Source organism: Micromonospora sp. ANENR4 (genome assembly GCF_015354395.1).
Classification (GTDB): domain Bacteria; phylum Actinomycetota; class Actinomycetes; order Mycobacteriales; family Micromonosporaceae; genus Micromonospora; species Micromonospora aurantiaca.
The window spans coordinates 157,427-182,386 of sequence record NZ_JADKYQ010000005.1; the positions used below are offsets into that span (position 1 = coordinate 157,427).

Annotated in this window: 26 protein-coding genes and 2 tRNA genes; 10 read left to right on the forward strand and 18 right to left on the reverse strand. The window is 71.7% G+C overall.

Annotation, left to right across the window (positions count from 1 at the left end; translation table 11 throughout):
- Position 1 precedes the first annotated feature (1 nt).
- The 3 genes from IRY44_RS10620 (at position 2) to IRY44_RS10630 (ending at position 1,581) form a co-directional block, all read left to right on the forward strand.
- The gene (locus IRY44_RS10620; protein WP_194800263.1) at positions 2–421 is read left to right on the forward strand and encodes a CBS domain-containing protein; all 420 of its coding nucleotides are present in this window, start codon (positions 2–4) and stop codon (positions 419–421) included.
- An 81-nt stretch (positions 422–502) separates the two neighbouring features.
- A complete protein-coding gene (locus tag IRY44_RS10625) occupies positions 503–928 on the forward strand; it encodes a SufE family protein (protein WP_194800264.1) in 426 nt (141 codons plus the stop codon).
- A gap of 20 nt (positions 929–948) precedes the next feature.
- Positions 949–1,581 (forward strand): DsbA family protein, encoded by a 633-nt coding sequence (locus IRY44_RS10630; protein ID WP_013283254.1) that lies wholly within the window; start codon positions 949–951, stop codon positions 1,579–1,581.
- A 36-nt stretch (positions 1,582–1,617) separates the two neighbouring features.
- Here the strand turns inward: IRY44_RS10630 and IRY44_RS10635 are convergent, their stop codons facing one another.
- From IRY44_RS10635 to IRY44_RS10650, 4 genes are all read right to left on the reverse strand, one after another.
- Positions 1,618–2,166: a YbaK/EbsC family protein gene (locus IRY44_RS10635; protein WP_194800427.1), complete on the reverse strand. Its 549-nt coding sequence runs from the start codon at positions 2,164–2,166 to the stop codon at positions 1,618–1,620.
- A 59-nt stretch (positions 2,167–2,225) separates the two neighbouring features.
- The gene (locus IRY44_RS10640) at positions 2,226–2,423 is read right to left on the reverse strand and encodes a hypothetical protein (protein ID WP_013283252.1); all 198 of its coding nucleotides are present in this window, start codon (positions 2,421–2,423) and stop codon (positions 2,226–2,228) included.
- Positions 2,424–2,459: 36 nt separating this feature from the next.
- The gene (locus IRY44_RS10645; protein WP_194800265.1) at positions 2,460–3,239 is read right to left on the reverse strand and encodes an SDR family oxidoreductase; all 780 of its coding nucleotides are present in this window, start codon (positions 3,237–3,239) and stop codon (positions 2,460–2,462) included.
- A 358-nt stretch (positions 3,240–3,597) separates the two neighbouring features.
- On the reverse strand, positions 3,598–4,974 hold the full coding sequence (locus tag IRY44_RS10650; protein WP_194800266.1) for an MFS transporter: 1,377 nt from the start codon (positions 4,972–4,974) through the stop codon (positions 3,598–3,600).
- Between the two features lie 160 nt (positions 4,975–5,134).
- On the opposite strand from IRY44_RS10650, the gene IRY44_RS10655 reads away from it, so the two are divergent.
- Positions 5,135–9,604, forward strand: a complete 4,470-nt coding sequence (locus IRY44_RS10655; RefSeq protein ID WP_194800267.1) for an HAD-IC family P-type ATPase — start codon at positions 5,135–5,137, stop codon at positions 9,602–9,604.
- On the opposite strand, the gene IRY44_RS10660 is transcribed toward IRY44_RS10655, so the two are convergent.
- Both IRY44_RS10660 and IRY44_RS10665 read right to left on the reverse strand, forming a co-directional pair.
- Positions 9,601–10,548 (reverse strand): L-threonylcarbamoyladenylate synthase, encoded by a 948-nt coding sequence (locus tag IRY44_RS10660; RefSeq protein ID WP_194800428.1) that lies wholly within the window; start codon positions 10,546–10,548, stop codon positions 9,601–9,603. The genes IRY44_RS10655 and IRY44_RS10660 overlap by 4 nt on opposite strands.
- A gap of 89 nt (positions 10,549–10,637) precedes the next feature.
- On the reverse strand, positions 10,638–11,228 hold the full coding sequence (locus IRY44_RS10665; protein ID WP_194800268.1) for a helix-turn-helix domain-containing protein: 591 nt from the start codon (positions 11,226–11,228) through the stop codon (positions 10,638–10,640).
- Between the two features lie 65 nt (positions 11,229–11,293).
- On the opposite strand from IRY44_RS10665, the gene IRY44_RS10670 reads away from it, so the two are divergent.
- A complete protein-coding gene (locus IRY44_RS10670; RefSeq protein ID WP_194800269.1) occupies positions 11,294–11,884 on the forward strand; it encodes a dienelactone hydrolase family protein in 591 nt (196 codons plus the stop codon).
- Between the two features lie 3 nt (positions 11,885–11,887).
- On the opposite strand, the gene IRY44_RS10675 is transcribed toward IRY44_RS10670, so the two are convergent.
- The 4 genes from IRY44_RS10675 to IRY44_RS10690 are packed head-to-tail and all read right to left on the reverse strand — an operon-like array spanning position 11,888 to position 13,876.
- Positions 11,888–12,586, reverse strand: a complete 699-nt coding sequence (locus IRY44_RS10675) for a PH domain-containing protein (RefSeq protein ID WP_194800270.1) — start codon at positions 12,584–12,586, stop codon at positions 11,888–11,890.
- A 42-nt stretch (positions 12,587–12,628) separates the two neighbouring features.
- Entirely contained in the window at positions 12,629–13,177 is a 549-nt protein-coding gene (locus IRY44_RS10680) for a hypothetical protein (protein WP_194800271.1), read from the reverse strand.
- 10 nt (positions 13,178–13,187) lie between these two features.
- Complete coding sequence (locus IRY44_RS10685) at positions 13,188–13,574, reverse strand: VOC family protein (RefSeq protein WP_013283243.1); 387 nt, start codon at positions 13,572–13,574, stop codon at positions 13,188–13,190.
- Positions 13,571–13,876 carry a helix-turn-helix transcriptional regulator gene (locus IRY44_RS10690; RefSeq protein WP_194800272.1) on the reverse strand — a complete coding sequence of 102 codons (306 nt, stop codon included), beginning with the start codon at positions 13,874–13,876 and terminating at the stop codon, positions 13,571–13,573. The genes IRY44_RS10685 and IRY44_RS10690 overlap by 4 nt, the downstream gene beginning before the upstream one ends.
- A 51-nt stretch (positions 13,877–13,927) precedes the next feature.
- On the opposite strand from IRY44_RS10690, the gene IRY44_RS10695 reads away from it, so the two are divergent.
- On the forward strand, positions 13,928–14,464 hold the full coding sequence (locus IRY44_RS10695; protein ID WP_194800273.1) for an AAA family ATPase: 537 nt from the start codon (positions 13,928–13,930) through the stop codon (positions 14,462–14,464).
- Between the two features lie 79 nt (positions 14,465–14,543).
- Positions 14,544–15,284, forward strand: a complete 741-nt coding sequence (locus tag IRY44_RS10700) for an LPXTG cell wall anchor domain-containing protein (RefSeq protein WP_194800274.1) — start codon at positions 14,544–14,546, stop codon at positions 15,282–15,284.
- A 66-nt stretch (positions 15,285–15,350) separates the two neighbouring features.
- On the opposite strand, the gene IRY44_RS10705 is transcribed toward IRY44_RS10700, so the two are convergent.
- Positions 15,351–15,743, reverse strand: coding sequence for an ester cyclase (locus IRY44_RS10705; protein ID WP_194800275.1), 393 nt, complete (start codon positions 15,741–15,743; stop codon positions 15,351–15,353).
- A gap of 203 nt (positions 15,744–15,946) precedes the next feature.
- On the opposite strand from IRY44_RS10705, the gene IRY44_RS10710 reads away from it, so the two are divergent.
- Positions 15,947–16,534 (forward strand): DUF4240 domain-containing protein, encoded by a 588-nt coding sequence (locus tag IRY44_RS10710; RefSeq protein ID WP_194800276.1) that lies wholly within the window; start codon positions 15,947–15,949, stop codon positions 16,532–16,534.
- Positions 16,535–16,979: 445 nt separating this feature from the next.
- Entirely contained in the window at positions 16,980–17,327 is a 348-nt protein-coding gene (locus tag IRY44_RS10715) for an ImmA/IrrE family metallo-endopeptidase (RefSeq protein WP_194800277.1), read from the forward strand.
- A gap of 2 nt (positions 17,328–17,329) precedes the next feature.
- On the opposite strand, the gene IRY44_RS10720 is transcribed toward IRY44_RS10715, so the two are convergent.
- The 6 genes from IRY44_RS10720 to gyrB all read right to left on the reverse strand — a co-directional run bounded on the left by IRY44_RS10720 (position 17,330) and on the right by gyrB (position 23,331).
- Positions 17,330–17,405 (reverse strand) — tRNA-Ala (locus IRY44_RS10720).
- Positions 17,406–17,414: 9 nt separating this feature from the next.
- On the reverse strand, positions 17,415–17,543 hold the full coding sequence (locus IRY44_RS30670) for a DLW-39 family protein (protein ID WP_013283222.1): 129 nt from the start codon (positions 17,541–17,543) through the stop codon (positions 17,415–17,417).
- Between the two features lie 43 nt (positions 17,544–17,586).
- A tRNA-Ile gene (locus tag IRY44_RS10725) sits at positions 17,587–17,660 on the reverse strand.
- Between the two features lie 143 nt (positions 17,661–17,803).
- Entirely contained in the window at positions 17,804–18,730 is a 927-nt protein-coding gene (locus IRY44_RS10730) for a DUF3566 domain-containing protein (protein ID WP_194800278.1), read from the reverse strand.
- A gap of 3 nt (positions 18,731–18,733) precedes the next feature.
- Positions 18,734–21,253 (reverse strand): DNA gyrase subunit A, encoded by a 2,520-nt coding sequence (gyrA, locus tag IRY44_RS10735; RefSeq protein ID WP_064448044.1) that lies wholly within the window; start codon positions 21,251–21,253, stop codon positions 18,734–18,736.
- Positions 21,254–21,384: 131 nt separating this feature from the next.
- Positions 21,385–23,331, reverse strand: coding sequence for a DNA topoisomerase (ATP-hydrolyzing) subunit B (gene gyrB / locus IRY44_RS10740; RefSeq protein WP_120572508.1), 1,947 nt, complete (start codon positions 23,329–23,331; stop codon positions 21,385–21,387).
- Positions 23,332–23,879: 548 nt separating this feature from the next.
- Here gyrB and IRY44_RS10745 point away from each other — a divergent pair.
- On the forward strand, positions 23,880–24,434 hold the full coding sequence (locus IRY44_RS10745) for a hypothetical protein (RefSeq protein WP_013283218.1): 555 nt from the start codon (positions 23,880–23,882) through the stop codon (positions 24,432–24,434).
- Here IRY44_RS10745 and IRY44_RS10750 read toward each other — a convergent pair.
- Positions 24,419–24,907 carry a MarR family winged helix-turn-helix transcriptional regulator gene (locus IRY44_RS10750; protein WP_194800279.1) on the reverse strand — a complete coding sequence of 163 codons (489 nt, stop codon included), beginning with the start codon at positions 24,905–24,907 and terminating at the stop codon, positions 24,419–24,421. The genes IRY44_RS10745 and IRY44_RS10750 overlap by 16 nt on opposite strands.
- Between the last annotated feature and the right edge of the window lie 53 nt (positions 24,908–24,960).

Here is a 24,960-nt window from a genome sequence, read left to right on the forward strand (position 1 = left end):
CATGTTCCGCGTCAGTGACGTCATGACCAGACAGGTGGTCTACCTCCCGGCGGAGACCCCGTTGGACGAGGCGGCCCGGGTGATGAAGGAGTCGGACATCGGCGACGTCGTGGTGACCGACGGCGCCACGCTCGCCGGCATGCTGACCGACCGCGACATCGTGGTCCGGGCGGTGGCCGAGCGCGCCGACCCCGGCACCACCACGATCGGTTCGATCATCACCCGCGAGGTGGTGATGATCGAGCAACACTGCACGGCGAACGAGGCGGCGGCGCTGATGCGAGAACGCAACATCCGCCGGGTGCTCGTGTGCGACAACGAGCGCAAGCTCGTCGGCATCGTCTCCCTCGGTGACCTCGCCATGCAGCTCGACCCCCAGTCGGCGCTCAGCGACATCAGCGAGGCCGCACCGAACGTGTGACGGGCGGGCCCCGCTCGCGTGACGCGGGGCCCCGCCCGGCACCGCCGGGTGGTGGAGCTGGGCGACGGATAGCCTCGACCCATGCCCGAGATGCCGACCAAGCTGGCCGAGATCGTCGACGAGTTCGCCGCCGCGCCCCGCGACGTCGTCCTGGAGATGCTGCTGGAGTTCGCCGACGTGATCCCGCCCCTGCCCGAAGGCGTGAACCGGGAGGAGCTGGAGCAGGTCCCCGAGTGCCAGACCGCGTTCTTCCTGCGCGCCGAGGTGAACGCGGACAAGACCGTGAGCACCGTCTTCGACTGCCCGCCGGAGGCACCCACCACCCGGGCGTTCGCCGGCATCCTCGCCGAAGGGCTGACCGGGGCGAGCGCCGAGGAGGTGCTGGCCGTACCGGACGACCTCTACCAGCGGATGGGCCTGGCGCAGGCGATCAGCCCGCTGCGCGTACGCGGCGGCACCGCCATCCTGGCCCGGCTCAAGCGCCAGGTCCGGGAACAGATCTCCTGACCTGCGGGTTGTCGCTGGTCATGGACATCGAGATCTACGCCGACGTGGTCTGCCCCTGGTGCTGGATCGGCAAGCGCCGGCTGGAACAGGCGCTGGAGTCGTACGACGGCGAGGTGAACGTCCGGTTCCGGCCGTTCCAGCTGGACCCGACGCCGGTCACCGAGCCGAAGCCGCTGCTGGAGGCGCTCGGCGACAAGTTCGGCGGGCGGGACAAGGCCGAGGGCATGGCCGCGCACGTCACCGGCGTCGCCGCGGGCGCGGGCCTCGACCTGCGGTTCGACCGGGCGGTGGCCGCGAACACGTTCGACGCGCACCGCCTGGTGCGCTTCGCCACCGAGCACGGGCGCTCCGCCGAGATGGTCGAGCGGCTCTACCGGGCGCACTTCCACGACGGCGTCGACGTCGGCTCGATCGACGCGCTCGTCACGCTGGCCGGCGAGGCCGGACTGGACGAGACCGAGGCGCGGCAGTACCTGGAGTCGAACCTGGGCCGCCGGGAGGTCGCCGCCGACCTGAGCACCGCGCACCAGCTCGGCGTCTCCAGCGTGCCGACGTTCGTGCTGGCCGGGAAGTACGCGGTCACCGGCGCCCAGGAGCCGGAGACGCTGCTCGCCGCGCTGCGCGAGGTGGCGCAGCGCGAAGCGGCAGCCTGATGTTTCACGTGGAACAAGATCGATGCGGATGAGGACCTAGGCCGGCTTGGCCAGGTCCTCCACCACCCTCGCCCCGGGCAGCGCGCCGAGCGCCGGCCCGGGCAGGGCGATCTTGCTGTGCCGTACGCCCGAGCCGATGATGACGTGCGGCGTGGCGATCACCCGCGAGTCGACGAGGATCGGCCAGTCCGCCGGCAGGCCGATCGGCGTGATCCCGCCGTACTCCATGCCGCTCGACTCGACCGCCTCGGCCATCGGCGCGAAGCTCGCCTTGCGCACGTCGAGCAGCTTGCGGACCACGCCGTTCACGTCGGCGCGGGTGGTGGCGAGCACGACGCAGGCCGCGTACCGGATCTCGCCGCCGCGCTTACCGGCGACCACCACGCAGTTGGCCGACTCCTCCAGCCCCACCTCGTACGCCTCGCAGAACGCGGCGGTGTCGGCCAGGTCGGCGTCGATCGGGGCGACCAGTACGTCGTCCACGTCCACCGGGGCCTCGGCCGGCCACTCCCGCAGGGCCGCGGCGACCGGCGGGGCCAGCAGGTCGAGCCGGGTCCGGGCCGGCTCCGTCTTCAGCGTCCCCATCATGCCGCGATCCTCGCACCCGTCGGACGGATCGACCGGCCGGACCCCGCTCCCGCCCTTCAGTTGGGATTGGTGAGGAACGCGTTCTCCTGCGCGAAGTCCCGGCTCTCGGTCGTGGTGAGCTGCCGGCGGCGGAGCACCTCGGGACGGTTCGCCTCGGCGTCCTCGATGCCGTGCCGGACGCCGACCCGGATCACGCCGTAGAGGAAGACGAAACCGAAGACGTACAGGACCACGGTGGCGACGAAGACCAGCATGCGGTCACCGTAGGCCGGTGCGGACCCGACCGTTTCTCATCTTCCGCCGGTTCCCCCGTACGTGTCAGCGAGGTGGTCGGCCCAGGTCCGCACGCCGGTCGGCGTGGCGGTCGTGGTGAGACCACCCGCCCGCAGCTCCCGCCCGAGCCGGCCCGGGATCCGGACCGGCAGCAGCGGACGGCGTACCCGCCGGGCCGCCAGCCAGGCGCGGGCCGCGTCGTCGTAGCGCAGCACCTCCGGTCCGCCGAAGTCCTCCACCCGGTGCGACGGCCCGGCCAGCAGCAGCACCGCGAGCCGGTCCGCGACGTCGACCGGGTCGACCGGCTGGGCGAGCACCGCCCGGTCCCCGATCACCGGGCCGAGCCGGCTCGCGCCGCGCAGCAGCCCGTCCAGGAACTCCGGGAACTGGGTCGCCCGCAACACGCTCCACGGCACCGGCCCGGCGGCCACCACCTGCTCGGCCGCGAGCTTGTGCCGGTAGTAGCCCAGCGGCACCCGGTCGACGCCGACGATCGAAACGAAGACCAGGTGACGCACCCCGGCGTGACCCGCGGCCACCGCGAGCCGGCGGGTGCCGAGCACGTCGATGTCGTGGGTGCGCCGCCGCGGCGACGAGGCCAGGTGCAGCACCGCGTCCACCCCGGCGACCGCCTCCGCCAGCCCGGCGCCGGTGGCCAGGTCGGCGGTCACCCACTCGACCCCGTCCCCGGTACGCGGCCCGCGGCTCATCGCGCGCAGCGTGAAGCCCTCGTCCCGCAGCCGGGGCACCGCCACCCGTCCGAGCCGCCCGGTCGCCCCGGTCACCAGCACCCGCATCGTCACTCCTCCCGCTCACACCGCAACCGCCGTGCGCGTAGTTCCTGCCGACTCCACCGACGCCGCAGTGGGTTCGCGCCGTAGCCGATTCGTCCGGCTGCATTCCCAAGGACGGGGGCCGGGCGCGGATCGTGACCGCGCGGCGGGTCGCCGTGATCACACCGATCCTGCGGCACGAGGAGGACGGCGGAGGGCGGATTCGGCTCGCCCGTGACGATGCGTGAGGTCCACGCGAACAACATCCACCTCGATCGACATACCTCTGAGTCATAAATATGACCAGGAGTCATACCGATCTCCGGTGATGCCTTCGATCGGCGGCATCACCGAACGTGACGGACGGCAGAGCCTATGCCGCTCAGCCGACAGGGCGTGGCACCACCCGGCCGGCCAGCAGCAGGCCCAGCAGGCCGCAGGCGGCTGCCACCGCCAGCGTGGTCGCGAAGCCGGCCGGGCCGGGGGACGCGCCGGCGGCCAGTACCGCGCCGGTGAGCGCCAGCACTGTCGCGGCGGCGAGCGAGTCGCCCAGTTGCAGCGCCGAACTGTTGCGGCCCTGCTCGGCCGGGGCGGACTGCTCCAGCGTGAGCACCGACAGCGACGGATAGAGCAGGCCCATGCCGAGCCCGGCCACGGCCCAGGAGAACACCGCCGGCAGCACCGGCAGTCCGGGCACCAGCGCCGACGCGACGCCCGCCGTACCGATGGTGATGCAGGCCAGCCCGGCCCGGGGCAGCGTGGCCGCCGAACGGGGTGAGCCGATCCGCCCCTGGATCCACGAGCCCACCGACCAGGACAGCGCCCCCACGGTCAGCACCAGGCCGGCGCCGGTGGGCGAGAAGCCGCGCTCCCGGGACAGCATCAGCGGGATCACCACCTCGGCGGCCACGAACGCCGCCGACGCCAGCGCGCGCAGGCCGATCACCGTCGGCAGCCCCCGCGCCGCGCGCAGGAACCCGGCCGGCAGCAGGTGTGGCACGCAGACGAACAGCCCGGCCAGCGCCCCGGCGATCAGGGCGCCGGCGAGCACGCCGCGCTGCTGCCCCCCGTAGTGCAGCAGTGCGGCGCTCGCCCCCGCCCCGCAGGCCCAGCCGATCCGGGCCAGGGCACCCGCCGGCGGGCGGGTCGCCACGGTGGCGGTCAGCGCCCGCAGACCCGGCTGGACCAGCAACGCCGCCGGGATCGCCACCGCCGGCACCGCGAGGAACACCCACCGCCAGCCCAGATGTTCCACGATCAGTCCGGCCAGCGCCGGGCCGACCAGCGACGGCACCACCCAGGCCGCGGCGAACGCGGCGAAGATCCGGCGCCGCAACTGCTCCGGGTACGCCTGACCGACGACCACGTAGAGCGCCACCGAGACCAGTCCGGAGCCGAAGCCCTGCACCACCCGCCCGACGACCAGCACCTCCATCGTCGTGGCGGCACCGGCCACCACCAGCCCGGCGACGAACCAGACGACCCCGTGCCACAGGGCCGGGCGCGGCCCGCGCGCGTCGCACCAGATGCCCGAGGCGACCATCGCCACCACGCCGGAGGCGAACGAGCCGCCGAACGCCAGCGCGTACAGGCCGAGCCCGTCGAGGCTGCGCGCCACTGTCGGCATGGCGGTGCCCACCGCCAGCGCCTCGAACGCGAGCAGGGACACCAGGGCGACACTGCCCACCGTCATCGCCCGCAGGCGCGGAGACCAGAGGTCGACGGGTGGGTCAGCCGGAACGGCGGTGGTGCTGGTCATGGCGTTCAGCCTCGGACCTCACCCCCGGTTGAGGTCAACTGTGGCGCGCGTCTCGTCCGGCGGGAACAGCGGGGTGATGCCCGGAAACTTCTGCCGTCGGGGTGGCATGACGGACGCCGCGCCGGGAAGTCGGGCCGCCGGGACGAGACCGGGAGGCGAGATGGCGCTGGGACGGTTCGCCGGCCTCCTGCTGTCTCCGACTGTCGTGCCGGAGACCGCCGCGCGTGTCGCGCGTACCGTCGGTTCGGCCCTGCCCACTGATGCCGTGCCGGCCCGGGTCAGCGAGGTGGCGGGCAGCGTCGGTACGGCGGCGGCCCGGCTGGCCCGACTCACCGGGCTGACCAGCCGCCGCGTGTGGTCGCAGGACGGCCGCCACCACATCGAGGTGCACGGCGTCTGCCAGGACGGCGGCGACCGGCTGGCCCGCCACGTCGAGGCGGCGCTGGAGTCGATGCCGGGCGTGACCTGGGCGCGGGTCAACGCGCCGTCGGGCCGGGTGGTGGTGGCGACCGGGGATCCGGCGCCGAAGCTGCGCGACCTGATCGCCACTGTGGCGCGCGTGGAGCAGACCTGCCCGTACGAGCCGGACCCGGAGATCGAGCCGCCGCAGCCGCCCGAGGACGGACCGCGTACCGCGCGGACGTTCGGCGCGCTGCTGTCCGACGTGCTCGGGTTGAGCATCTCCGCTGCTACCCGGGTCCTGCCGCTCACCCCCATCCCGGCCGAGGTGGCCGGGCTGCTCGGCGCCGTCGACCTGCACCCGAAGCTGCACGCGCTGGCCGGCCTGGGCATCCGCGCCGACCCGCGCGCGGAGGTGCTGTTCCCGCTGGCCGAGGCCGTGGTGCAGGGTCTCACCGGCGGCTGGGCCGGCATCGTGCTCGACGGCGCGCAGCGCGTGGTGCAGTGGGGCGAGGGCGCCGCGCAACTGGCCGCGTGGCGGCGAGCCGAACCGCACCTGACCGGTGACCCGGAGCGGGCTGTGGCCCGGGTGCCCGACGGCGAGCGGCCCTGCCCGGTGCCCGACGGCCAGCCCGAGCGGTACGCCAAGCGGGTGCTCCCGGCCGGCGCGGTCGCCGGGGCGGCGGCGCTGCCGGTGCTGGGACCGAAGCGGGCCGCCGCGCTGGCGCTGTCGTCGCTGCCGAAGGCGCCCGGTTCCGGCCGCGAGGGGTACGGCGCCCAGCTCGGCCGGATGCTCGCCCGGCGCGGCGTGATCGCGATGGACCGCAGTGTGCTGCGGGAGCTGGACCGGATCGACACCCTGGTGCTCGACGCGGCGGTGCTCGGCTCGGACCGGGGCGTCCTGGCCGACCTCGCGCCGCTGGCCGACGCCGACACCGGGCAGGTCGCCGCCCGGGCGTTCGCGTTGTTCGACCCGGCCGAGCCGGACGCGGTACGCGCCGCCGAGGGCTGGCGGATCGGCCCGCTGGACCGCCTCGGCGCCGACGATCCCGGTGACACCCCGGACAGCGCCCGGCTGCGCGCCGACGGTGGACGGCTGCTCGGGCTCGCCGAGAACGGCCGGCTCGCCGCCGTCCTGAGGGTCGAGCCGGAGCCCGCGCCGGGCGTGGACGCGCTGGCGTCGGCCGCCCGGCAGGCGGGACTGCGGCTCGTGGTCGGCGGCGCGGACGACGGCCGGTACGACTTCGCCGACCTGCTCGTACCCGGTGGGGCCCGGCTCGCCGACGCGGTGCACGACCTGCAACGCGAGGGCGCGGTGGTGATGGTGGTCTCCGGTGAGCGGTCGGCGCTGGCCGCCTCGGACTGCGGTCTCGGCGTGTACGGCCCGGACGACCTGCCGCCGTGGGGCGCGCACCTGCTGGTCGGTGACGACCTGCGGGTACCGGCCCTGCTCGTCGACGCCGCCGGGGTGGCCCGCCGGATGACCGAGCAGAATGTCCGGATCTCGATGGCCGGCAGCGGGCTCGGCGCACTCGCCGCGTTCACCGCCGACCGGCGGCGGCTGCCCCGCCCGACCCTGGCGGCGGTGAACGGCGCGGCGGCGCTCGCGTTCGCGCACGGCGTGGTCCGGGCGCACCGGCTGCCGGACCGGACCGGCGCACCGATGCCCGCGCTCACCGCCTGGCACCTGATGCCGGCGCAGACCGTCCTGGACCAGCTCGCCACCGGCCCGTCCGGGCTGGCCGAGGAGGAGGCGGCCCGCCGCCGGCGCGTCGAGGTCGGCGACGAGCACGGCCCGGCCGGGCTGCTGCGCGCGTTCGTGGAGGAGCTGTCCAACCCGCTCACCCCGGTGCTGGCCGCCGGTGCGGTGCTCTCCGCCGCGTTCGGCTCGCTCGTCGACGCGGCACTGGTCGGCGGTGTGGTGGGCGGGTCCGCGCTGGTCGGGGCGGTGCACCAGCGCAACACCGAACGCTCCCTGGCCGAGCTGCTGTCCCGCTCGGCGGTCACCGCCCGGGTGCTGCGCGACGGCGCCGAGCGGGTGGTGCCCGCCGAGGAACTGGTACGCGGCGACGTGATCACGGTCAGCTCCGGGGACGCCGTACCGGCCGACTGCCGGGTGCTGACGAGCGACGGGCTGGAGGCGGACGAGTCGTCGTTGACCGGCGAGTCGCTGCCGGTGGCGAAGAGCCCGGAACCGGTGGTGGCGGCGGCCGTCGCCGAACGGCACTCGATGCTGTTCGAGGGCACCACAGTGGCCGCCGGGCACGGCACCGCCGTGGTGGTGGCGACCGGCGCGGAGACCGAGGCCGGGCGGAGTCTCGCGATGGCCCGGCAGGCCCCGCCGGCCAGTGGCGTGGAGGCGCGGCTCGGCAAGCTGACGAGCAGCGCCGTACCGCTGGCGGCCGCCTCGGCGATCGCTGTCGCCGGGGCGGGGCTGCTTCGGGGCGTACCCCTTGCCGAGACGGCGGCGACCGCCGCGAACCTGGCCGTGGCGTCGGTGCCGGAGGGGTTGCCGTTCCTGGTCAGTGCCGCGCAGCTGGCGGCGGCGCGGCGGCTGGCCGAGCACGGCGCCCTGGTCCGCAACCCCCGGACCATCGAGGCACTGGGCCGGGTCGACGTGCTCTGCTTCGACAAGACCGGCACGCTCACCGAGGGGAAGTTGCTGCTGGCGGGGGTGGGTACCGGTGACGGCCGGTACGCCGTGCTGGACGAACTGGACGAGCCGCTCCGGTCGACGCTGGCCGCCGCCGTGCGGGCCACCCCGGCCGCGGACGACCCGGACGAGTTGCCGCAGCAGACCGACCGGGCGGTACGCCACGGCGCCGACGCCGCCGGGGTGACCGAGCGGACCGGCGCGCCGGAGTGGACCGCCACGGCCGGGCTGCCGTTCGAGCCGTCCCGGGGCTACAGCGCCACAGTCGGCCGTGGCACCGGCGGGCTGCTGCTGAGCGTGAAGGGCGCCCCCGAGTCGGTGCTGCCGCGCTGTGCGTCCCGGCGCACCGCCGAGGGGGACCGGCCGCTCGATGAGGCTGGGCGCGAGGAGGTGCAGGCCATGCTGGCCGGGCGGGCCGGTGCCGGGCACCGAATCCTCGCCGTGGCCGAGTGCCGGGTCTCCACCGAGCAGGTCAGCGACGAGCAGGTGAACGGGCTTGTCTTCGTGGGTTTCCTGACGCTAGCCGACGGGGTGCGGGACAGCGCCCGGCCGGCGGTGGCCCGGATCCGGGCCGCGGGCGTGCACACCGTCATGATCACCGGCGACCATCCGGCCACGGCCGAGGCGATCGCCGCCACGATCAGCCCGGACGACGGCGGTCAGCGCGTCGTCACCGCCACCGACCTGGACCGGCTGGACGACGCCGCGCTCGCCGAGCGCCTGATGGCCACCGACGTGGTGGCGCGCTGCACGCCCGCGCACAAGGTACGGATCATCCAGGCGTTGCAGCGCCAGGACCGCACCGTCGCGATGACCGGTGACGGCGCGAACGACGCGCCGGCGATCCGGCTGGCAGACGTCGGCATCGCGCTCGGTCAGCGGGGCACTCCCGCCGCCCGCGCCGCCGCCGACCTGGTGGTCACCGACGACCGGCTGGAGACGATCATCGCCACGCTGGTCGAGGGACGCGCCATGTGGTCGTCCGTGCGGCACGCGCTGAGCATCCTGGTCGGCGGCAACCTCGGCGAGATCGCGTTCAGCGTGCTCAGCGCCGCCGCGACCGGCCGGTCCGCCCTGGGGGGCCGGCAACTCCTGCTGGTCAACCTGCTCACCGACCTGGCACCGGCGCTCGCCATCGCGGTCCGCCCGCCCGCCGACGACAGCGCCGACCACCTGCTGCGGGAAGGCCCGGACTCCTCGCTCGGCGTCACCATGACCCGGGAGATCGGGCTGCGCGCGGCGGCGACCACGCTGGGCGCGACCGCCGGTTGGACGATCGCCAGGTGGACCGGAACCCAGCGGCGCGCCAGCACCGTCGCGCTCGCCTCGCTGATCGGCACCCAGCTCGGGCAGACCGTGCTGGCCGGCGGCACCAGCCCCAGCGTGCTCGCCGCCACCGCCGCGTCGGTGGGCGTGCTCGTGGCGGTGGTGCAGACGCCCGGTGTCAGCCACTTCTTCGGCTGCACCCCGCTCGGCCCGGTGGGCTGGACCATCGCCACCGGCTCGGCGCTCGGCGCGACGTTCGCCAACGGCGCGCTGACCAAGCTGGTCGACCGCCTGCCGCAGCCCGGTTCTTAGTGCCAGGTGGCGGCGGCCCGCCGCAGCCTGTCGTTTATCGCGCGGCCCACGCCGGTCTCCGGCACCGGCTCGGCGACGATCTCGGTCACCCCTGCTGCGTCGAGCCGGTGCAGCGCGTCGAACAGGCGCGCCGCCGCCGCCGTCACGTCGCCGTCGGGCGACAGCACCTCCACCGCGGCCCAGTCGCCGTCCGCCGGTGGCTCCCGGAAGGCCAGGAATCCCCGTCGGCCGCCGCCGGGCTCGGCCGCCGCGCCCAACCGCAACGGGGTACGCGGCGCGTAGTGCGCGGCGAGCGTCCCGGGCGCGACCGGCTGACCGGAGCTGCCCTGGCGCACCTCGACCGGGCCGACCGCCTCGATGATCGCCTCCACCGGCAGCGCGCCCAGCCGCAGCACCACCGGCCGGTCGCCGCGCGCGTCCACGATCGTCGACTCGATGCCGCACCGGGTGGGCCCGCCGTCGAGCACCACGTCCACGGCGCCGCCCAGCCCGGCCACCACGTGCTCGGCCCGGGTGGGGCTGAGCTGGCCGAACCGGTTCGCGCTCGGCGCCGCCACCGGCACGCCCGCCGCCGCGATCAGCGCCCGCGCCGACGGCTCGTCCGGTACGCGTACCGCCATCGTGTCCAGGCCGGAGGTGACGATCGGCGGGATGATCTCCGGGCGGTCCACGATCAGGGTGAGCGGGCCCGGCCAGAACCGCTTCGCCAGCTCGGCCACCACCGCGGGTACCTCGCCCACCAGCGCGGCCAGGTCGGCGGCGTCGGCCAGGTGGCTGATCAGCGGGTCGAAGCTGGGCCGGGCCTTCGCCTCGAAGATCCGCGCGGCGGCCCGGGCGTCGAGCGCGTTGGCGCCCAGCCCGTAGACCGTCTCGGTGGGGAAGGCGACCAGCCCGCCGACGCGCAGGACGGCGGCTGCCTCGTCGATGCCGCGCTCGGCCGGCAGGACGCGCGGGGATCCGGTGCTCACGCTTCCGACGCTAGCCTGCCCGGTTCGCCGCACCGGCAAGACCCTGCCGTCGCGTGGCGGGGCCGTCAGTCGCGCCTGTCGGTGGCGGGGTCCGTGTCGGGGAGCGTGGGCGCGTCGGTGGGGTAGAGGCCGGCGGCGAAGCCGTACACCTGGTCGCCGGCGCGGGGGATCTGCGCGAACCGCCGGGCCAGCGCCTGCACCTCCGCCCAGAACTCGCGGACGTCCTCGATCGGGATGCGCGCGTGCACGAGGGTGCACCGCAGCTCGTCGGCGGCGTGTGCGGCAGCCGCTTCGGCTGCCGCCTCGGCGAGCCCGTTGATCCGGGACACCACCTGTTTGTCCTCGGCCCGGCTGAGCGCGCCGACGTAGTAGGTGCGGGCCACCCGCCCGTAGAACCGCTCCTCGATGGCGCGTACGCGGCGGGTCCGCACCACGCGCAGCAGACCGGCGTCCACCAGTTGGTTCACGTGGTACGCCACGCTGCTCTTCGGCCGGTCGACCGCGCGGGCCATCTCGTTCACGGTGGCGGCGCGCTCCAGCAGCAGTTCGAGCAGCGTGCTCCGCAGCGGGTCGGCGAGCGCGCGCAACTGCCCCGGAGCGGTGACCACGAGCAGGTCGTCGAGGTCGTAGTCCGGGATTCGCTCATTGACCGACATTTCTCGACCGTTCTAAGATTCTGGTTCGTTCGATAACTCTGGTCTGACAACTCAGGAGTGTAGTGATGGCCGAGATCGTGCTCTTCCACCACATTCAAGGGCTCACGGACGGCGTCCGCGCGCTCGCCGACGCGCTGCGGTCCGGTGGGCACACCGTCCACGTCCCCGACTTCTTCGACGGCGAACGGCCGGCCACCATCTCCGACGGCGCCGCGCTGATCAAGCGGATCGGCGGCGACGTCCTCGACCAGCGCGCCGACGCGTACGTCGCCGGCCTGCCCGCCGGCCTCGTCTACGCGGGCGTCTCCTGGGGCGCCGCCATCGCCCAGCGGCTCGCCCAGACCCGGGCCGGCGCCCGGGCCGCCCTGCTCTACGAGGCCTGCCTGCCGGTGACCGGCGAGTGGGCGATCGGCCCCTGGCCCGACGGGGTGGCGGTGCAGGTGCACGGCATGGAACAGGACCCGTTCTTCGGGCTCGAAGGCGACGTGGACGCCGCGCGCGAGCTGGTGTCGATCGTCGGTCCCGAACGCGGCGAGCTGTACGTCTACCCCGGCGACCGGCACCTGTTCACCGACAGTTCGCTGCCCTCGTACGACGCCGAGGCCACCGCGCTGGTGGTGAGCCGCAGCCGCGAGCTGCTCGACCGGCTCGGCTGACGCCTACCCGTCACCGCGCAGACGCGCCAACGCGGCCGCGTACTCGGCGTCGGTCAGCACCCCACGCTCGTACTGCCTGGTCAACGCGTGGAGGTCACGCCGCTGCGCGGCACTCGGAGCGGGCCGCCGAATCTGCTCCGGCGGGTCCGGACGGCCGACGCGGACCGGATCCGGCGCCGGGCTCGCCGGCCTCGCCGGACCGCGCTGCTCCGCGGGCCGGGCATTCCGGTGGCACTCCCGCAGGTTCGCGAGGATCTCGTCGTAGTGCTCCGGCCAGGTGACCAGCCGGGTCAGCTCCAGGCGGAACGGCCGGACGATGGCGCCGGACTGGATCGGCGTCTGCACCGGCTCGCCGTCGATCCGCTCGATGACGATCGCGTCGCGTCCCATGTCCAGACCCGCTATCGAAGCCGTACCGCTGTGGATCTCCACGACCGAGGCCCACGGCACTGTGGTCGTGCGGAGCAGCGAGCGCGAGCGTACGCCGACGGGGCTCACCCAGACGCCGAGCATCGCGCGGCGGACCGCGACGGCGAGGACGCCGGCGTTCCACACTCCGAGGACCACCGCCTCCCCTTCCAGGAGTCTGCCGCTGCGGAACCCGAACACGATGAGCACGAAGAAGCCGACCGCCAGCCCCGCCACGACCATGAAGCCGGAGGTGGTCAGGTCCAGCGAGTACGGGCGCCGCCACACCGTCATGCCGCCAGGATGACCGATCGTGTCCAGCGGTTCCGCGCGGAGTCAACGCCCTCTCGCCAGTTCCGCGACCTCGGCGAGGCTCGCGACCCGGTCGCACTCGTCGTCGGTCAACGTGTTGATGAGCGCCTTGGCGGCCTGGGCCTGGGGAGTCGTGGGCAGGGCACCGGCCAGCAGGTCCGGCAGGACCAGCTCGTAGCCGACCCGCGCCCGGGGTGAGTAGCGGTGGCGGCTGCGGGTCACCGCCGTGGCGACGCGCAGCGCGTGCTCGTTGCCGGGCGGCACGTGCGGGCGGTCGCGCTCCCGGGCGCCGAACCGCATCCGGTGGCGGAACTCGCACGTCTCGCACGTCGCCGGTCCGGCGGTCAGCCGTGCCCCGCAGTCGGGACAGGTCAGCCGGTCCACCGCGCCGTCCACGGTCCGCCAGTCGTACGCTCCGGGGTCGTCGACGACGAGCCAGGCCAGCTCGCTCTCCTCGGGCGAGCCCGGCGCCACGTCCAGCTCACCGCGCAGCCGCGCCCAGGCGTCCCGGATCTCGTCCTCCAGGCGAGCCACCGCGGCGGCAAGCGCCGGGTTACGCCACGGTCCGGCCATTGTCGACCCGCTACCGGTACTGTGCGATCTGGATCAGGTTGCCGCAGGTGTCGTCGAACACGGCGGTGGTCACCGGGCCCATGTCGACCGGCTCCTGGGTGAACAGCACGCCGAGGCCCCGCAGCCGGTCGTGCTCGGCGGCCACGTCGTCCACCGCGAACTGCGTCAGCGGGATCCCGTCGCCCGCGAGCGCCTCCTTGAACGCCTTGGCGGCCGGGTGCGCGTCGGGTTCCAGCAGCAGCTCCACGCCGTCCGGGGCGTCCGGCGAGACCACGGTCAGCCAGCGGTACTCGCCGGTCGGCACGTCCGTCTTCTTCACGAAGCCCAGCACCTCGGTGTAGAAGCGCAGGGCCTTGTCCTGGTCGTCGACGTACACGCTGGTGAGGTTGATTCTCATGGGTTCTCCTGGGTGGGTGCGTCGGGCCTGAGCCATCGCTCGGTGATGGACCGCAGCGGGCGGGTGTCGAGGTGGTGGAACTTGTAGCGGCCCTGCCGCCGCGTGACGATCAGGCCGGCGGCCTCCAGGACGTCGAGGTGCTGGGAGATCGCCTGCCGGGACGAACCGACCTGGTGCTTCGTGGCCAGCCGGCCGCAGATCTCGAACAGGGTCTGACCGTCGCGCTCGGTCAGCTCGTCGAGGATCAGGCGGCGGGTGGGATCGGCCAGCGCCTGGTACAGATCGCCCACGTCACCCACCATAGGCAAGTAACAGCTTGCCTATCAAGGGGTTGCCCGCAATCGGAGGACGTCATGCCCGGATACATCCTCACCGGCGCTCCCGGCTCCGGTAAGACAGCGATCCTGCGCCACCTGGAGATCGACGGCCACCCCGTCGTGGAAGAGGCGGCGACCGACGTGATCGCGCTGCACCAGGCGCTCGGGCGGCCCGAGCCGTGGCGTGAGCCGGGCTTCGCCGAGTGGGTGCTGGATCTCCAGCGGAGGCGTCGGTGCCGAGCCGAGATGTTCGGCGGCGACGTGGTGTTCCACGACCGCTCACCCGTCTGCACGCTCGCGTTGTGCCGCCACCTGGGGCTGACGCCGCCACCCGCGCTGTTCGATGAGATCGAGCGCATGACGGCGGAGCGAACCGTCTTCTTCGTACGGAATCAGGGCTTCGTCGAGGCGACGGCCGCGCGTCGGATCAGCTTCAAGGAGTCACTCGTCTTCGAACGGATTCACGAGCTGACCTATCGCGAGGCCGGATTCGACCTCGCCGACGTGCCGGCGGGCCCACTGGCAAACCGGGTGGCATCGATAGAAGAGGTAGTTGATCGACTGCGTCGTTAGCGCAATCAATGCCCCTTGCTTTTCGGACCGACGCCGGTAACATCTGCATGTTTTGATCTCCACGGGGAGGAAAGTCCACATGCAATGGAAGATTCCGGCCGGTGCCCTGGTGGCGCTGGCCTTTTTGATTCCGGTGGCGCCGGCGGCGGCGCAAACCGCAGCGCCCGGGCTCAACGAGTCCTGCCAGACTGTCGAACGCGAGGTGTACAAGGACTTCCGCGAACTTGTCACAATCGACCTCGACAGCGCCCCCGTTTCCGAGCTGCGGCTGCTGGCCTACCGGATTCTGGACGAAGCGCAGGCCGAATCGCTGCCCGTTCTGCCGAGCGAGATCGAGGAGCGACTGAAGGGCACCTCTGACGACCTTCGCGCATACCTCAAGAACCTGGAGAATCGCTGGGCGACGGCTCTGCGCGTCAGGATCGGCCAGACGATGACGGGCGCCGGCCCCAACGTGCGGGCCGCCGCGCAGAAGGTGCTCGACGACCCGTCCGTCGAGGTCTACCTCGCCTACCTGAACATCGGCCTGTACGAGGCTCGCGCGCTCGACTGCGCGTCCCAGCCGACGGCGACTCCGACGCCGTCTCAGCCCACGACCACGCCGACCGCGACGCCCAGCGCCACGTCGACAGTCGTACCGCCCGTCACTCCCTCCGCCAGCCTCGGCGCGCCCGGTGGCGGCGAGGGCGGCGAGGGCGGCGGGCTGCCGGTGACCGGCGCCGACACCGCGACCGTGGCCGGCGTCGGCGGGGCGCTTCTGCTCCTCGGCGGTGTCGGCTACGTCATCGGACGCCGACGTCGTTCCCGCTTCGTCGCATAGTTCCCCTGGGCGCGCCCAGCTCGATGCCTCATCGGGCTGGGCGCGCCGCGTTTTCCGGATCCCCCGTCAGCCGGCGAGCTGCCGCCGCACCGAGTCGGTGTCCATCAGGTACGACATGAACTTGAACTTGCCGTCCTGGACCCGGTAGAAGGCGGTCTCCGTGAACGCCACCGACTTGCCGGTGGGGGTCAGGCCGTTCCACTCCTTGACCGGGGTACCCGTGTCGACGAGCCGGGCCGCGATCCGATCGCCTTCGACGACGACGTCCTGGATCTCCCAGTGGAGGTCCGGCACCGCCTCCACGTGCTTGTAGAACTCCGCCACCATGTCCGCCATCTTGACCGGGGTGCCGTTCATGATGACTTCCTCGTGGGCGAAGTCGGCCATGCGGGTGAACTCCCGCTTGTTGGCCAGCTCGACGTACCGCAGGTAGAAGTCCCGCAGTTCCTGGGTGGACATGCCTGCATCCGTCGCGGTGGAGCTCATGATCGGTATTCCTCATCTGTTGATGCCGGCCCCGTTCCCCGGGCCGATCGCTGGAGCGAATTTTTGTACCGCTCGGTTCTGCAACGACCGTAACAGACTTCTGTACCGATCGGTCCATGATCAAGGTCACTTTCTGTACCGAGCGGTAGGGCACCGCCTCCGTTACCGTCCTCGCCGTGGACGAGGCGGAGTTCTGGACGCTCCTGGAGCGGTCAGCCGAGGAGACGACCGACCCGGACTACCGGCTGACCTGGTTGACCCACCACCTCAGCCGGCTCTCCCTCGCACACATCGCGGACTTCCAGCTCAACCTGGAAGCCGCCCGCCGCCCGATCGACACGTACGCCATGTGGGGTGCGGCGAACCAGATCCTGGACGGCCTCTGCAGCAGCGACACGTTCTGGTACTTCCAACCGTGGCTGATCGGCCAGGGGCAGCGCCTGTGGCATCACGTCACCCAGAACCCGGACAACCTCGCCGACCTGCCCGCCGTTCGTGTGCTCGCCGGCCGCAGTCACGACGAGTGGGCAGACGCGGAATGGCCACAGTGGGAGGAACTCGCCTACGTCGCGGCCGACGCGTACGGACGCGCCCCCGGCCAGAGTGACGGGCTCCACGAAGCGCTGGACGCCCGAGGTCACCGCGCGTACGCCGACCCGGAACCGAACGATCAGCCGTGGGACAGCGACAGCCTCACCGAGATCGCGCAACGCCTGCCGCGCCTCGCACGCCTGTTCCCCCGCCGGCAGTACGTGACGCCCTGACGCGAAAGACTTCGATAACCTCCACGGGTGCCGTCGATCCGCCCGGTTGCCCTGGCCGTACCCCGGCGCCGTGAGGACATGCTCGTGTTCGAGTACCACGACTCCACCAAGGATCAGACGCTCTACCGGCCCCTTGGGTGCGGGCATCGACTTCGGTGAGATACGCGACGACGCGGGCACCAAGGTGATGTGGCGACCGCTGGACAGCTTCGACGCCAGGAGTCCGCTCTACCCCGCCGGCATCATCGAGTTGCTCCACGGAGAAACCCGTTGTCGTAGGTAGTGCCGCCCGCCGAGCATGGCCGCTGTGAGCCGAAGCCTCCGAACAGATCCCCGCTCCCGCCAGGCACTCCGGCGGGCACCCCGGCTCGACCGGGTGCGGATCCACGTTCACGCACCGCGGCCCGGGTTCGCGCACCCGGCGAGCGGACAAGACGTTCGCGACGTGCTGGAGGCCCTCGGGTCCTGGGCGTGGTACGGGTTGCGCGCTCTCGAGCTGCGGCAGACCGAGGACTTCCGGCCCGGATTCGTCGTCTACGGCAGGACCCGAGTGCCAGGCGAGATCGTCCTCTACGAGCAACCGTTATCGGAGGCCGTAGCGTTGCGGGACTTCATGCGGTTCGACGTACTGCTGCACGAGCTCGGACATCACGTGCTCCAACACCGCAGCCGGAAGGTCGGCCGGGTGCAACGCCGATCAGATCATGAACGGTTCGCCGAGGCTTTCGCTGATCGATGGAAGCCGACCGCCCAGGCGGCACTCGAAACAGCCGCTGGTAATCAGGCGAAATGATGTGGTGGAGCCCAGGGGACTCGAACCCCTAACCCCTGCCTTGCAAAGGCAGTGCTCTGCCAGTTGAGCTAGGGCCCCGTGACGGCGTCAGCGCAGGTCGGGCGCCGTGGTCGCCTCGTGCCACAGGGCGCGCTCGTCGTTCGAGGCCTTGACCTTCTTGGCCACGACGGCGGCCACACCGACGATGCCGGCCAGGATCAGGAGCTTCTTGAACATGTGCTTGACCCCTCGCGCTCGACTGTCGTCGGACGATGTGCGGTGGGGCTAGCTGGAATCGAACCAGCGACCTCAGAGTTATCAGCTCTGCGCTCTAACCGACTGAGCTATAGCCCCGCGTAGCGACGAGCTAGGTTAACCCATCGCCTCCACCGCGCCCAAATCGGGGGTGCGTAGTGGAAGCGCCCGCGCCATCTCGAACCTACCCGGACGTACGACGCCGGGGCGACCGCTTTACGCGGTGCCCCGGCGCCGGTCGATCAGTCCCGCTCGGCGAGCGTCAGCTCGATGCCGCCGACCAGGTCGGCGCAGACGTTGTAGACGAACGCGCTGAGCGTCGCCAGCGCGGTGAACAGCACGACGTTCACCAGGCCGATCAGCGACGACGTCAGGATCACGCCCTTGGCGGTGATCCGGAAGCCACCGCCGCCCTGGCCGCCACCGGCGTTCACCAGGTCGGTCAGGCTGTCGTTGACGCTCTTGAACACACCCATCGCGTCGAGCGCCAGGTAGAGCACCGACGTCGCCACGACGACCACGATGAAGAGCACCACGGACACCGCGAAGGCGAACTTCATCACCGACCACGGGTCGATCCGCTTCAGGTTCAGCCGGGCCCGTCGCGGTCCGCGCGACGCGGCCGAGCTGACCGAGGTACGCGCGGCGCGTACCGCCTCACCCACGCGCGCGGCGCCGACTGCCGCCGCGCCGCTGATGCCCGGCGGCAGGCCGCCGCCGTTGGCGGGCCGGGACTGGACGTTCGCGGCGCCGCCCGGGCGCGAGCCGTCGGGCGACGCCTTCGGGGCGGTACCCAGGCCGGCGCCGATCCGCGGCTGCGTGCCGGTCGTACCGGTGGAGGCCCGGCCGGCGGCCGACGGCGCCTTGATCGGCTGGGTGCTCGTGGCGTTCGTGGGCTTGGCGGCCGGGGCGGCCAGACCGTCGGCCGACGTCGGCGCGTCGACCTTGGTCTCGGCCGAGTCCCGGGAACCGGAGTCCTCGGCCGGCTTGTCCGGAGGCGGGGCCATGCCGGGAGCCCGGGTGAACTTCGGGGCAGGCGCGTCGGCGGGAACCGTGGCCCGGCCCACAGCCGCGCGGCCGGTCGCTGGTGTGCCGCCCTGCGCGGCCTCCTCCTCGACCGGAGTGGCCGAGGTCCCCTTGTTCCCCGACTTCGCCTGTGTCTCCGTCATCAACTAGTCCTGTTCGTCAGGCTCGTCGGCATTGCGAGCAATCGCCACGATAGTCACGCCGTCCGGGAGGTCCATCAGCTTGACCCCCATTGTGTTCCGGTCACGCGTACGGCGTACAGGCTTCACCGGAGTCCGGATGACGCCGCCGTTGCTCGTGATGGCGAACAGCTCGTCCTCCGGATCGATCACGACCGCGCCGACCAGGCCACCGCGTCGCTCGGTGATCTTCGCGGTCAGCACGCCCTTACCTCCCCGGCCCTGGACCGGGTATTCCTCGATCGGGGTACGTTTCGCGTAACCCCCGTTCGTCGCGACCAGAACGTCCAGACCCTCTCGCACCACCTCGACCGCGAGCAACTCGTCCTCGCCGCTGAAGCGCATGCCGATCACCCCGGACGTGGCCCGGCCCATCGGGCGCAGCGCCTCGTCGGTGGCGTTGAAGCGGATCGCCTGGGCGTTCTTCGACACGAGCAGCAGGTCGTCCTCCGGAGCGGCCAGGACCGCACCGACCAGTTCGTCCTCATCGCGCAGGTTGATCGCGATGATGCCGCCGGAACGGTTGGAGTCGAACTCCTCGAGCCGCGTCTTCTTCACCAGGCCGTTCTTCGTGGCCAGTACCAGGTAGGGGGCCACCTGGTAGTTCGGGATTTCAATGATCTGCGCGATCTGCTCGTCGGGCTGGAACGCGAGCAGGTTGGCCACGTGCTGGCCCTTGGCCACCCTACTGGCCTCGGGAAGCTCGTACGCCTTCGCCCGGTAGACCCGACCCTTGTTCGTGAAGAACAGGATCCAGTCGTGGGTAGAGCATACGAAGAAGTGGCTGACGATGTCGTCCTGGCGGAGCGTCGCCCCGCTGACGCCCTTCCCGCCGCGCCGCTGCGACCGGTAGAGATCGACCTTGGTCCGTTTGGCGTACCCGGTGCGCGTGATCGTCACCACCACGTCCTCGCGGGCGATGAGGTCCTCCATGGAGACCTCGCCGTCGAACGGGACGATCTTGGTACGCCGGTCGTCGCCCCACTTCGCGACGATCTCGCCCAGCTCCTCCGAGACGATCCGCCGCTGCCGCTCCGGCTTGGCCAGGATGTCCTTGAGGTCGGCGATCTCCAGTTCCAGCTTCGCCAGGTCGTCCAGGATGCGCTGCCGCTCCAGGGCGGCCAGCCGGCGCAGCTGCATGTCCAGGATCGCGGTCGCCTGGACCTCGTCGATGTCCAGCAACCGGATCAGACCCTGCCGGGCGTCCTCGACGGTGGGCGAGCGCCGGATCAGGGCGATCACCTCGTCCAGCGCGTCCAGCGCCTTTGACAGACCGCGCAGGATGTGTGCCCGCTCCTCGGCCTTGCGCAGCCGGAACGCGGTCCGCCGCCGGATCACCTCGATCTGGTGCTCGACGTAGTAGCGGATGAACTGGGCCAGGTTGAGCGTGCGCGGCACGCCGTCGACGAGCGCCAGCATGTTGGCGCCGAACGTCTCCTGGAGCTGGGTGTGCTTGTAGAGGTTGTTCAGCACCACCTTGGCGACCGCGTCGCGCTTGAGCACGAGCACGATCCGCATGCCGGTACGCCCGGAGGACTCGTCCCGGATGTCGGCGATGCCGGCGAGCTTGCCCTCCTTGATCAGCTCGGCGATGCGCTCGGCGAGGTTGTCCGGGTTGACCTGGTACGGCAGCTCGCTGACCACGAGCGCCGGCCGGCCCCGCTTGTCCTCCTCGACCTCGACCACGGCGCGCATCCGGATCGAGCCACGCCCGGTCCGGTACGCGTCCTGGATGCCCGCCTGACCGACGATCAGGCCGTGGGTCGGGAAGTCCGGGCCCTTGACGATCTCGAGAAGGGCTTCCAGCGTGGTGGCCTCGTCGGCCTCCGGGTGCTCCAGGCACCACTGCACCGCCGCGCCGATCTCGCGCAGGTTGTGCGGCGGGATCTTGGTGGCCATGCCGACCGCGATGCCCTCGGAGCCGTTAATCAGCAGGTTGGGGATCCGCGACGGCAGGATGGTGGGCTCCTTGGCCCGGCCGTCGTAGTTGTCCTGCAGGTCGACGGTGTCCTCGTCGATGTCCCGCAGCATCTCCATCGCCAGCGGGTCGAGCTTGCATTCTGTATATCTCATGGCGGCAGCCGGATCGTTTCCGGGCGAGCCGAAGTTGCCGTTGCCGTCGACCAGCGGGTAGCGCAGCGACCACGGCTGCGCCATCCGGACCAGCGCGTCGTAGATGGCCGAGTCGCCGTGCGGGTGGAACTGGCCCATCACGTCACCGACGACGCGGGAGCACTTCACGTACCCGCGGTCCGGACGGTAGCCGGAGTCGAACATGGCGTAGAGGATCTTGCGGTGGACCGGCTTGAGCCCGTCCCGGACGTCCGGCAGGGCCCGCCCGACGATGACGCTCATCGCGTAGTCGAGGTACGAGCGCTGCATCTCGACCTCGAGGCCGACCGGCTCGATCCGGTCGTGCTGGACGACCGCGGCCAGTGTCTCCGGGGTCTCCGGCTCGTTCGGGGTGGACTCGGGAGTATCGGTCACTGTTAACCCTTATCAGACTCTTCAGTCGTGGTCTCGCTGTGGATAACGGCTGTGGAAAGCGTTCAGGCTGTGGATAACTCTGTGGACTCCCGGGCCGACCGGTGGATGCCCGGCCGGCCCGGGTGGGTCCGTCAGATGTCCAGGAACCGCACGTCCTTGGCGTTGCGCTGGATGAACGACCGGCGAGCCTCGACGTCCTCGCCCATCAGGACGCTGAACAACTCGTCCGCGGTTGCGGCGTCGTCGAGCGTGACCTGGCGCAGCGTACGCGTGGCCGGGTTCATCGTGGTCTCCCACAGCTCGGGGTAGTTCATCTCGCCGAGACCCTTGAACCGCTGGATGTCGTCCGGGCGGGCGTTGGGCTTCTTCTGCTGGCGCAGGGCGATCAGGCCATCGCGTTCCCGGTCCGAGTACGCGTACTGGGCGTCGTCGCCCTTCTTGTTCCACTTGATCTTGTAGAGCGGCGGCGCGGCCAGGTAGACGTGGCCCAGCTCGACCAGCGGCCGCATGAAGCGGAACAGCAGGGTGAGCAGCAGCGTCTGGATGTGCTGGCCGTCGACGTCGGCGTCGGCCATCAGCACGATCTTGTGGTAGCGCAGCTTCTCGATGTCGAAGTCGTCGTGGATGCCGGTGCCGAGCGCGGTGATCAGCGCCTGCACCTCGTTGTTCTTCAGCACCCGGTCGATCCGGGCCTTCTCCACGTTGAGGATCTTGCCGCGGATCGGCAGGATCGCCTGGACGCGCGGGTCGCGGCCCTGCTTGGCCGAGCCGCCGGCCGAGTCGCCCTCGACGATGAAGACCTCGGACTCGCGCGGGTCGGTGGACTGGCAGTCGGCCAGCTTGCCGGGCATCGAGCCGGACTCCAGCAGCGACTTGCGCCGGGCGAGCTTGCGCGCCTGCTGGGCGGCGATTCGGGCCCGTGCCGCCTGGGACGCCTTCTGGATGATGATCTTCGCCTCGGCCGGGTTGCGGTCGAACCAGTCGACGAGCGACTCGTTGCAGACCCGCTGCACGAAGCCCTTTACCGGGGTGTTGCCCAGCTTGGTCTTGGTCTGACCCTCGAACTGCGGGTCGGTGAGCTTGACCGAGATGATCGCGGCCAGACCCTCGCGGATGTCCTCACCCGAGAGGCGCTCGTCGCCCTTGAGCAGCTTCTTCTCGGCACCGTAGCGGTTGACGACGCTCGTCAGCGCGGCCCGGAAGCCCTCCTCGTGGGTGCCGCCCTCGTGGGTGTTGATGTTGTTGGCGAAGGTGTAGACCGACTCGCCGTACGACTCGTTCCACTGCATGGCGATCTCGACCGACATGCCCGTCTCCTCGGCCCCGAACTCGACCACCGTCTTGTGGATCGGGCTCTTGGAGGCGTTGAGGTGCCGGACGAAGTCGGCGATGCCGCCCTCGTAGTGGAAGGTGACCTCGCGGGTCTTGCCGTCCTCGTCCTCCGGGACCCGCTCGTCGAGCAGGTGGATGGTCAGACCCCGGGTGAGGAAGGCCATCTCCTGGAGGCGCCGGTAGATGGTGTGGAAGTCGAAGTCGACGGTCTCGAAGACGTCCGGGTCGGGCCAGAAGGAGACGGCCGAACCGGTGCGGTCGGTCTCCTCGCCCTTCTCCAGCGGCGTCGGCTTGGAGTGGTCGTACTGCTGACGCCAGACGAAGCCGTCCTTGTGGATCTCCACGGCCATCCGGGTGGACAGCGCGTTCACCACGGAGACGCCGACGCCGTGCAGGCCGCCGGAGACGGCGTACGCCTTGCCGTCGAACTTGCCGCCCGCGTGCAGCACGGTCAGGGCGACCTCGACACCCGGCTTCTTCAGCTTGGGGTGCAGGTCGACCGGGAAGCCACGGCCGTTGTCGGTCACCCGGACACCGCCGTCGGCCAGCAGCACCACGTCGATGGTGTCGCAGTGCCCGGCCAGCGCCTCGTCCACCGCGTTGTCGACGACCTCCCACACCAGGTGGTGCAGACCGCGCTCGCCGGTGGACCCGATGTACATACCGGGCCGCTTCCGGACCGCTTCCAGGCCCTCGAGCACGGTGATCGACTCGGCACCGTACTTCTTGTTGTCCTCCGCTGCCACGCTCGGCCACTTTCTCGCACCGGCCGCGCGTGGGCGCGGGGGCGCGGGTTCGGCGGACAGGACGCGACGTCGGCGCGCATGGTCCGCCCCTGGGGTCGCCAGGCTCGGATCGTGTGCGCCGGGCGCCGCGGTTGCCCGCGGATCGCGATCGGCTCGGACCTGATACGGGACTATGATCGAGGGCTCATGCGGGCCCCTGTCCGTCGCTCCGTCTCGGGTCTTTCGTCTCGCCCTCAATCTTACTGTGCGGAGCCGACCAAACCGCCACTCGGCACCCTCTCCGGGGCGGCTGAGAATGCCGTAGCCGGACGAACCGCGTCGCCCGCGACTCCCCCTACACGCCAACGGGCCGGTACCGCGCCACCGGCCACCGTGAGCCGTGACGATCATCCGACCGGTGATCGGCGGGTGCCCCGACCGGGGGTCGCGGCCGGGCCCGGCGTGCCGTAGCTTTTGCGGCGCCGCCGTTGCGGTCTTGATCTTTTGCGCCCGGAACCGGGACGATCGTCGGAGATGGTCCGAAAACGCTTGGTGAGAGGTGACGCCAGATGGGGCTGGACAACGTCGCGGTGCACTGGCCGCGGACCGGCCGCTTCTACGACCCGGTCGCGCCGGCTGAGTTCGTGGACTTCGGCGAGATCGTGGACATGCCCCGGATCTCCGCGCCGACTGCGGCGCTCGCCGAGCTGATCGCGAAGACCGGCACGGTACGCGCGACCGCGTACACCGAATTGGTCGACCTGATCCTCGGGCTGGAGAATGTGCTCTACGCCACGGAGAACGCGGTCGAGGACGAGGACCCGGTGATCGACCCGGACGGCTGCTCCTGGATCGCCGAGGGCGTGGAGAAGTTCGTCGCCCGGCACCGGCCGTACGGCGAGCCGGTCACGTTCGAGTCGGTGAGCGAGGTGCTGCGCGCGCTTCTCGGCGACGGTCGGCTGGCCGAGCAGCAGCTCCGCTGGCTGGACAGCCGCCTCGACCGGCTGCGGGACGAGAGCGGCGATCCGCCGCAGTGGAACTTCACCTGCGCCGAGCTGAGCGTGCTGGCGGCCTTCTACCGGCGCTGCGCGGAGCGGGGTTTCGCGGTCTACGCCGACGCCTGACCGGGCGCCGCAGTGCCGGGAGGAGACGTGGCCCGGTTGGCGGCCGCGATCACCTCGGTCAGCGCTGTGTGCAGGTGCCGCAGGTCGGCCAGCGGCAGGCCGAGGCGCTGCACGATGGCGGGCGGGATCCGCTCGGCCTGCGCCCGCAGCGCCTGCCCTTCGTCGGTGAGCGAGACGGCCAAACTGCGCTCGTCGGCGGCGTCGCGTTCCCGCCTGATGTAGCCGGCCGCCTCCAGCCGCTTGAGCAGCGGTGACAGCGTGCCCGGGTCGAGCTGGAGCAGCCGGCTCAGATCCCGCCCGGACAGCGGCGCGTGCTGCCAGAGCGCCAGCATGACCAGGTATTGCGGGTGGGTGAGCCCCATCGGTTCCAGCAGCGGGCGGTAGACCGCGACGACGCTCCGGGCGGCGACGGAGAGCGCGAAGCAGACCTGCTGCTCCAGCGCCAGGGGGTCCTCCTCGATGCCGTCGGTCACCGGCGTCCTCCTCCTCGTCGTCGTTGCGATGGTAGCAACGATTGGTGTACCAA

Coding starts and splice junctions, on each gene's coding strand:
- IRY44_RS10620 (WP_194800263.1), top strand. CDS start 2: ATGTTCCGCGTCAGTGACGTCATGACCAGACAGGTGGTCTACCTCCCG.
- IRY44_RS10625 (WP_194800264.1), top strand. CDS start 503: ATGCCCGAGATGCCGACCAAGCTGGCCGAGATCGTCGACGAGTTCGCC.
- IRY44_RS10630 (WP_013283254.1), top strand. CDS start 949: ATGGACATCGAGATCTACGCCGACGTGGTCTGCCCCTGGTGCTGGATC.
- IRY44_RS10635 (WP_194800427.1), bottom strand. CDS start 2,166: ATGGGGACGCTGAAGACGGAGCCGGCCCGGACCCGGCTCGACCTGCTG.
- IRY44_RS10640 (WP_013283252.1), bottom strand. CDS start 2,423: ATGCTGGTCTTCGTCGCCACCGTGGTCCTGTACGTCTTCGGTTTCGTC.
- IRY44_RS10645 (WP_194800265.1), bottom strand. CDS start 3,239: ATGCGGGTGCTGGTGACCGGGGCGACCGGGCGGCTCGGACGGGTGGCG.
- IRY44_RS10650 (WP_194800266.1), bottom strand. CDS start 4,974: ATGACCAGCACCACCGCCGTTCCGGCTGACCCACCCGTCGACCTCTGG.
- IRY44_RS10655 (WP_194800267.1), top strand. CDS start 5,135: ATGGCGCTGGGACGGTTCGCCGGCCTCCTGCTGTCTCCGACTGTCGTG.
- IRY44_RS10665 (WP_194800268.1), bottom strand. CDS start 11,228: ATGTCGGTCAATGAGCGAATCCCGGACTACGACCTCGACGACCTGCTC.
- IRY44_RS10670 (WP_194800269.1), top strand. CDS start 11,294: ATGGCCGAGATCGTGCTCTTCCACCACATTCAAGGGCTCACGGACGGC.
- IRY44_RS10675 (WP_194800270.1), bottom strand. CDS start 12,586: ATGACGGTGTGGCGGCGCCCGTACTCGCTGGACCTGACCACCTCCGGC.
- IRY44_RS10680 (WP_194800271.1), bottom strand. CDS start 13,177: ATGGCCGGACCGTGGCGTAACCCGGCGCTTGCCGCCGCGGTGGCTCGC.
- IRY44_RS10685 (WP_013283243.1), bottom strand. CDS start 13,574: ATGAGAATCAACCTCACCAGCGTGTACGTCGACGACCAGGACAAGGCC.
- IRY44_RS10690 (WP_194800272.1), bottom strand. CDS start 13,876: ATGGTGGGTGACGTGGGCGATCTGTACCAGGCGCTGGCCGATCCCACC.
- IRY44_RS10695 (WP_194800273.1), top strand. CDS start 13,928: ATGCCCGGATACATCCTCACCGGCGCTCCCGGCTCCGGTAAGACAGCG.
- IRY44_RS10700 (WP_194800274.1), top strand. CDS start 14,544: ATGCAATGGAAGATTCCGGCCGGTGCCCTGGTGGCGCTGGCCTTTTTG.
- IRY44_RS10705 (WP_194800275.1), bottom strand. CDS start 15,743: ATGTCCACCCAGGAACTGCGGGACTTCTACCTGCGGTACGTCGAGCTG.
- IRY44_RS30670 (WP_013283222.1), bottom strand. CDS start 17,543: ATGTTCAAGAAGCTCCTGATCCTGGCCGGCATCGTCGGTGTGGCCGCC.
- IRY44_RS10730 (WP_194800278.1), bottom strand. CDS start 18,730: ATGACGGAGACACAGGCGAAGTCGGGGAACAAGGGGACCTCGGCCACT.
- IRY44_RS10745 (WP_013283218.1), top strand. CDS start 23,880: ATGGGGCTGGACAACGTCGCGGTGCACTGGCCGCGGACCGGCCGCTTC.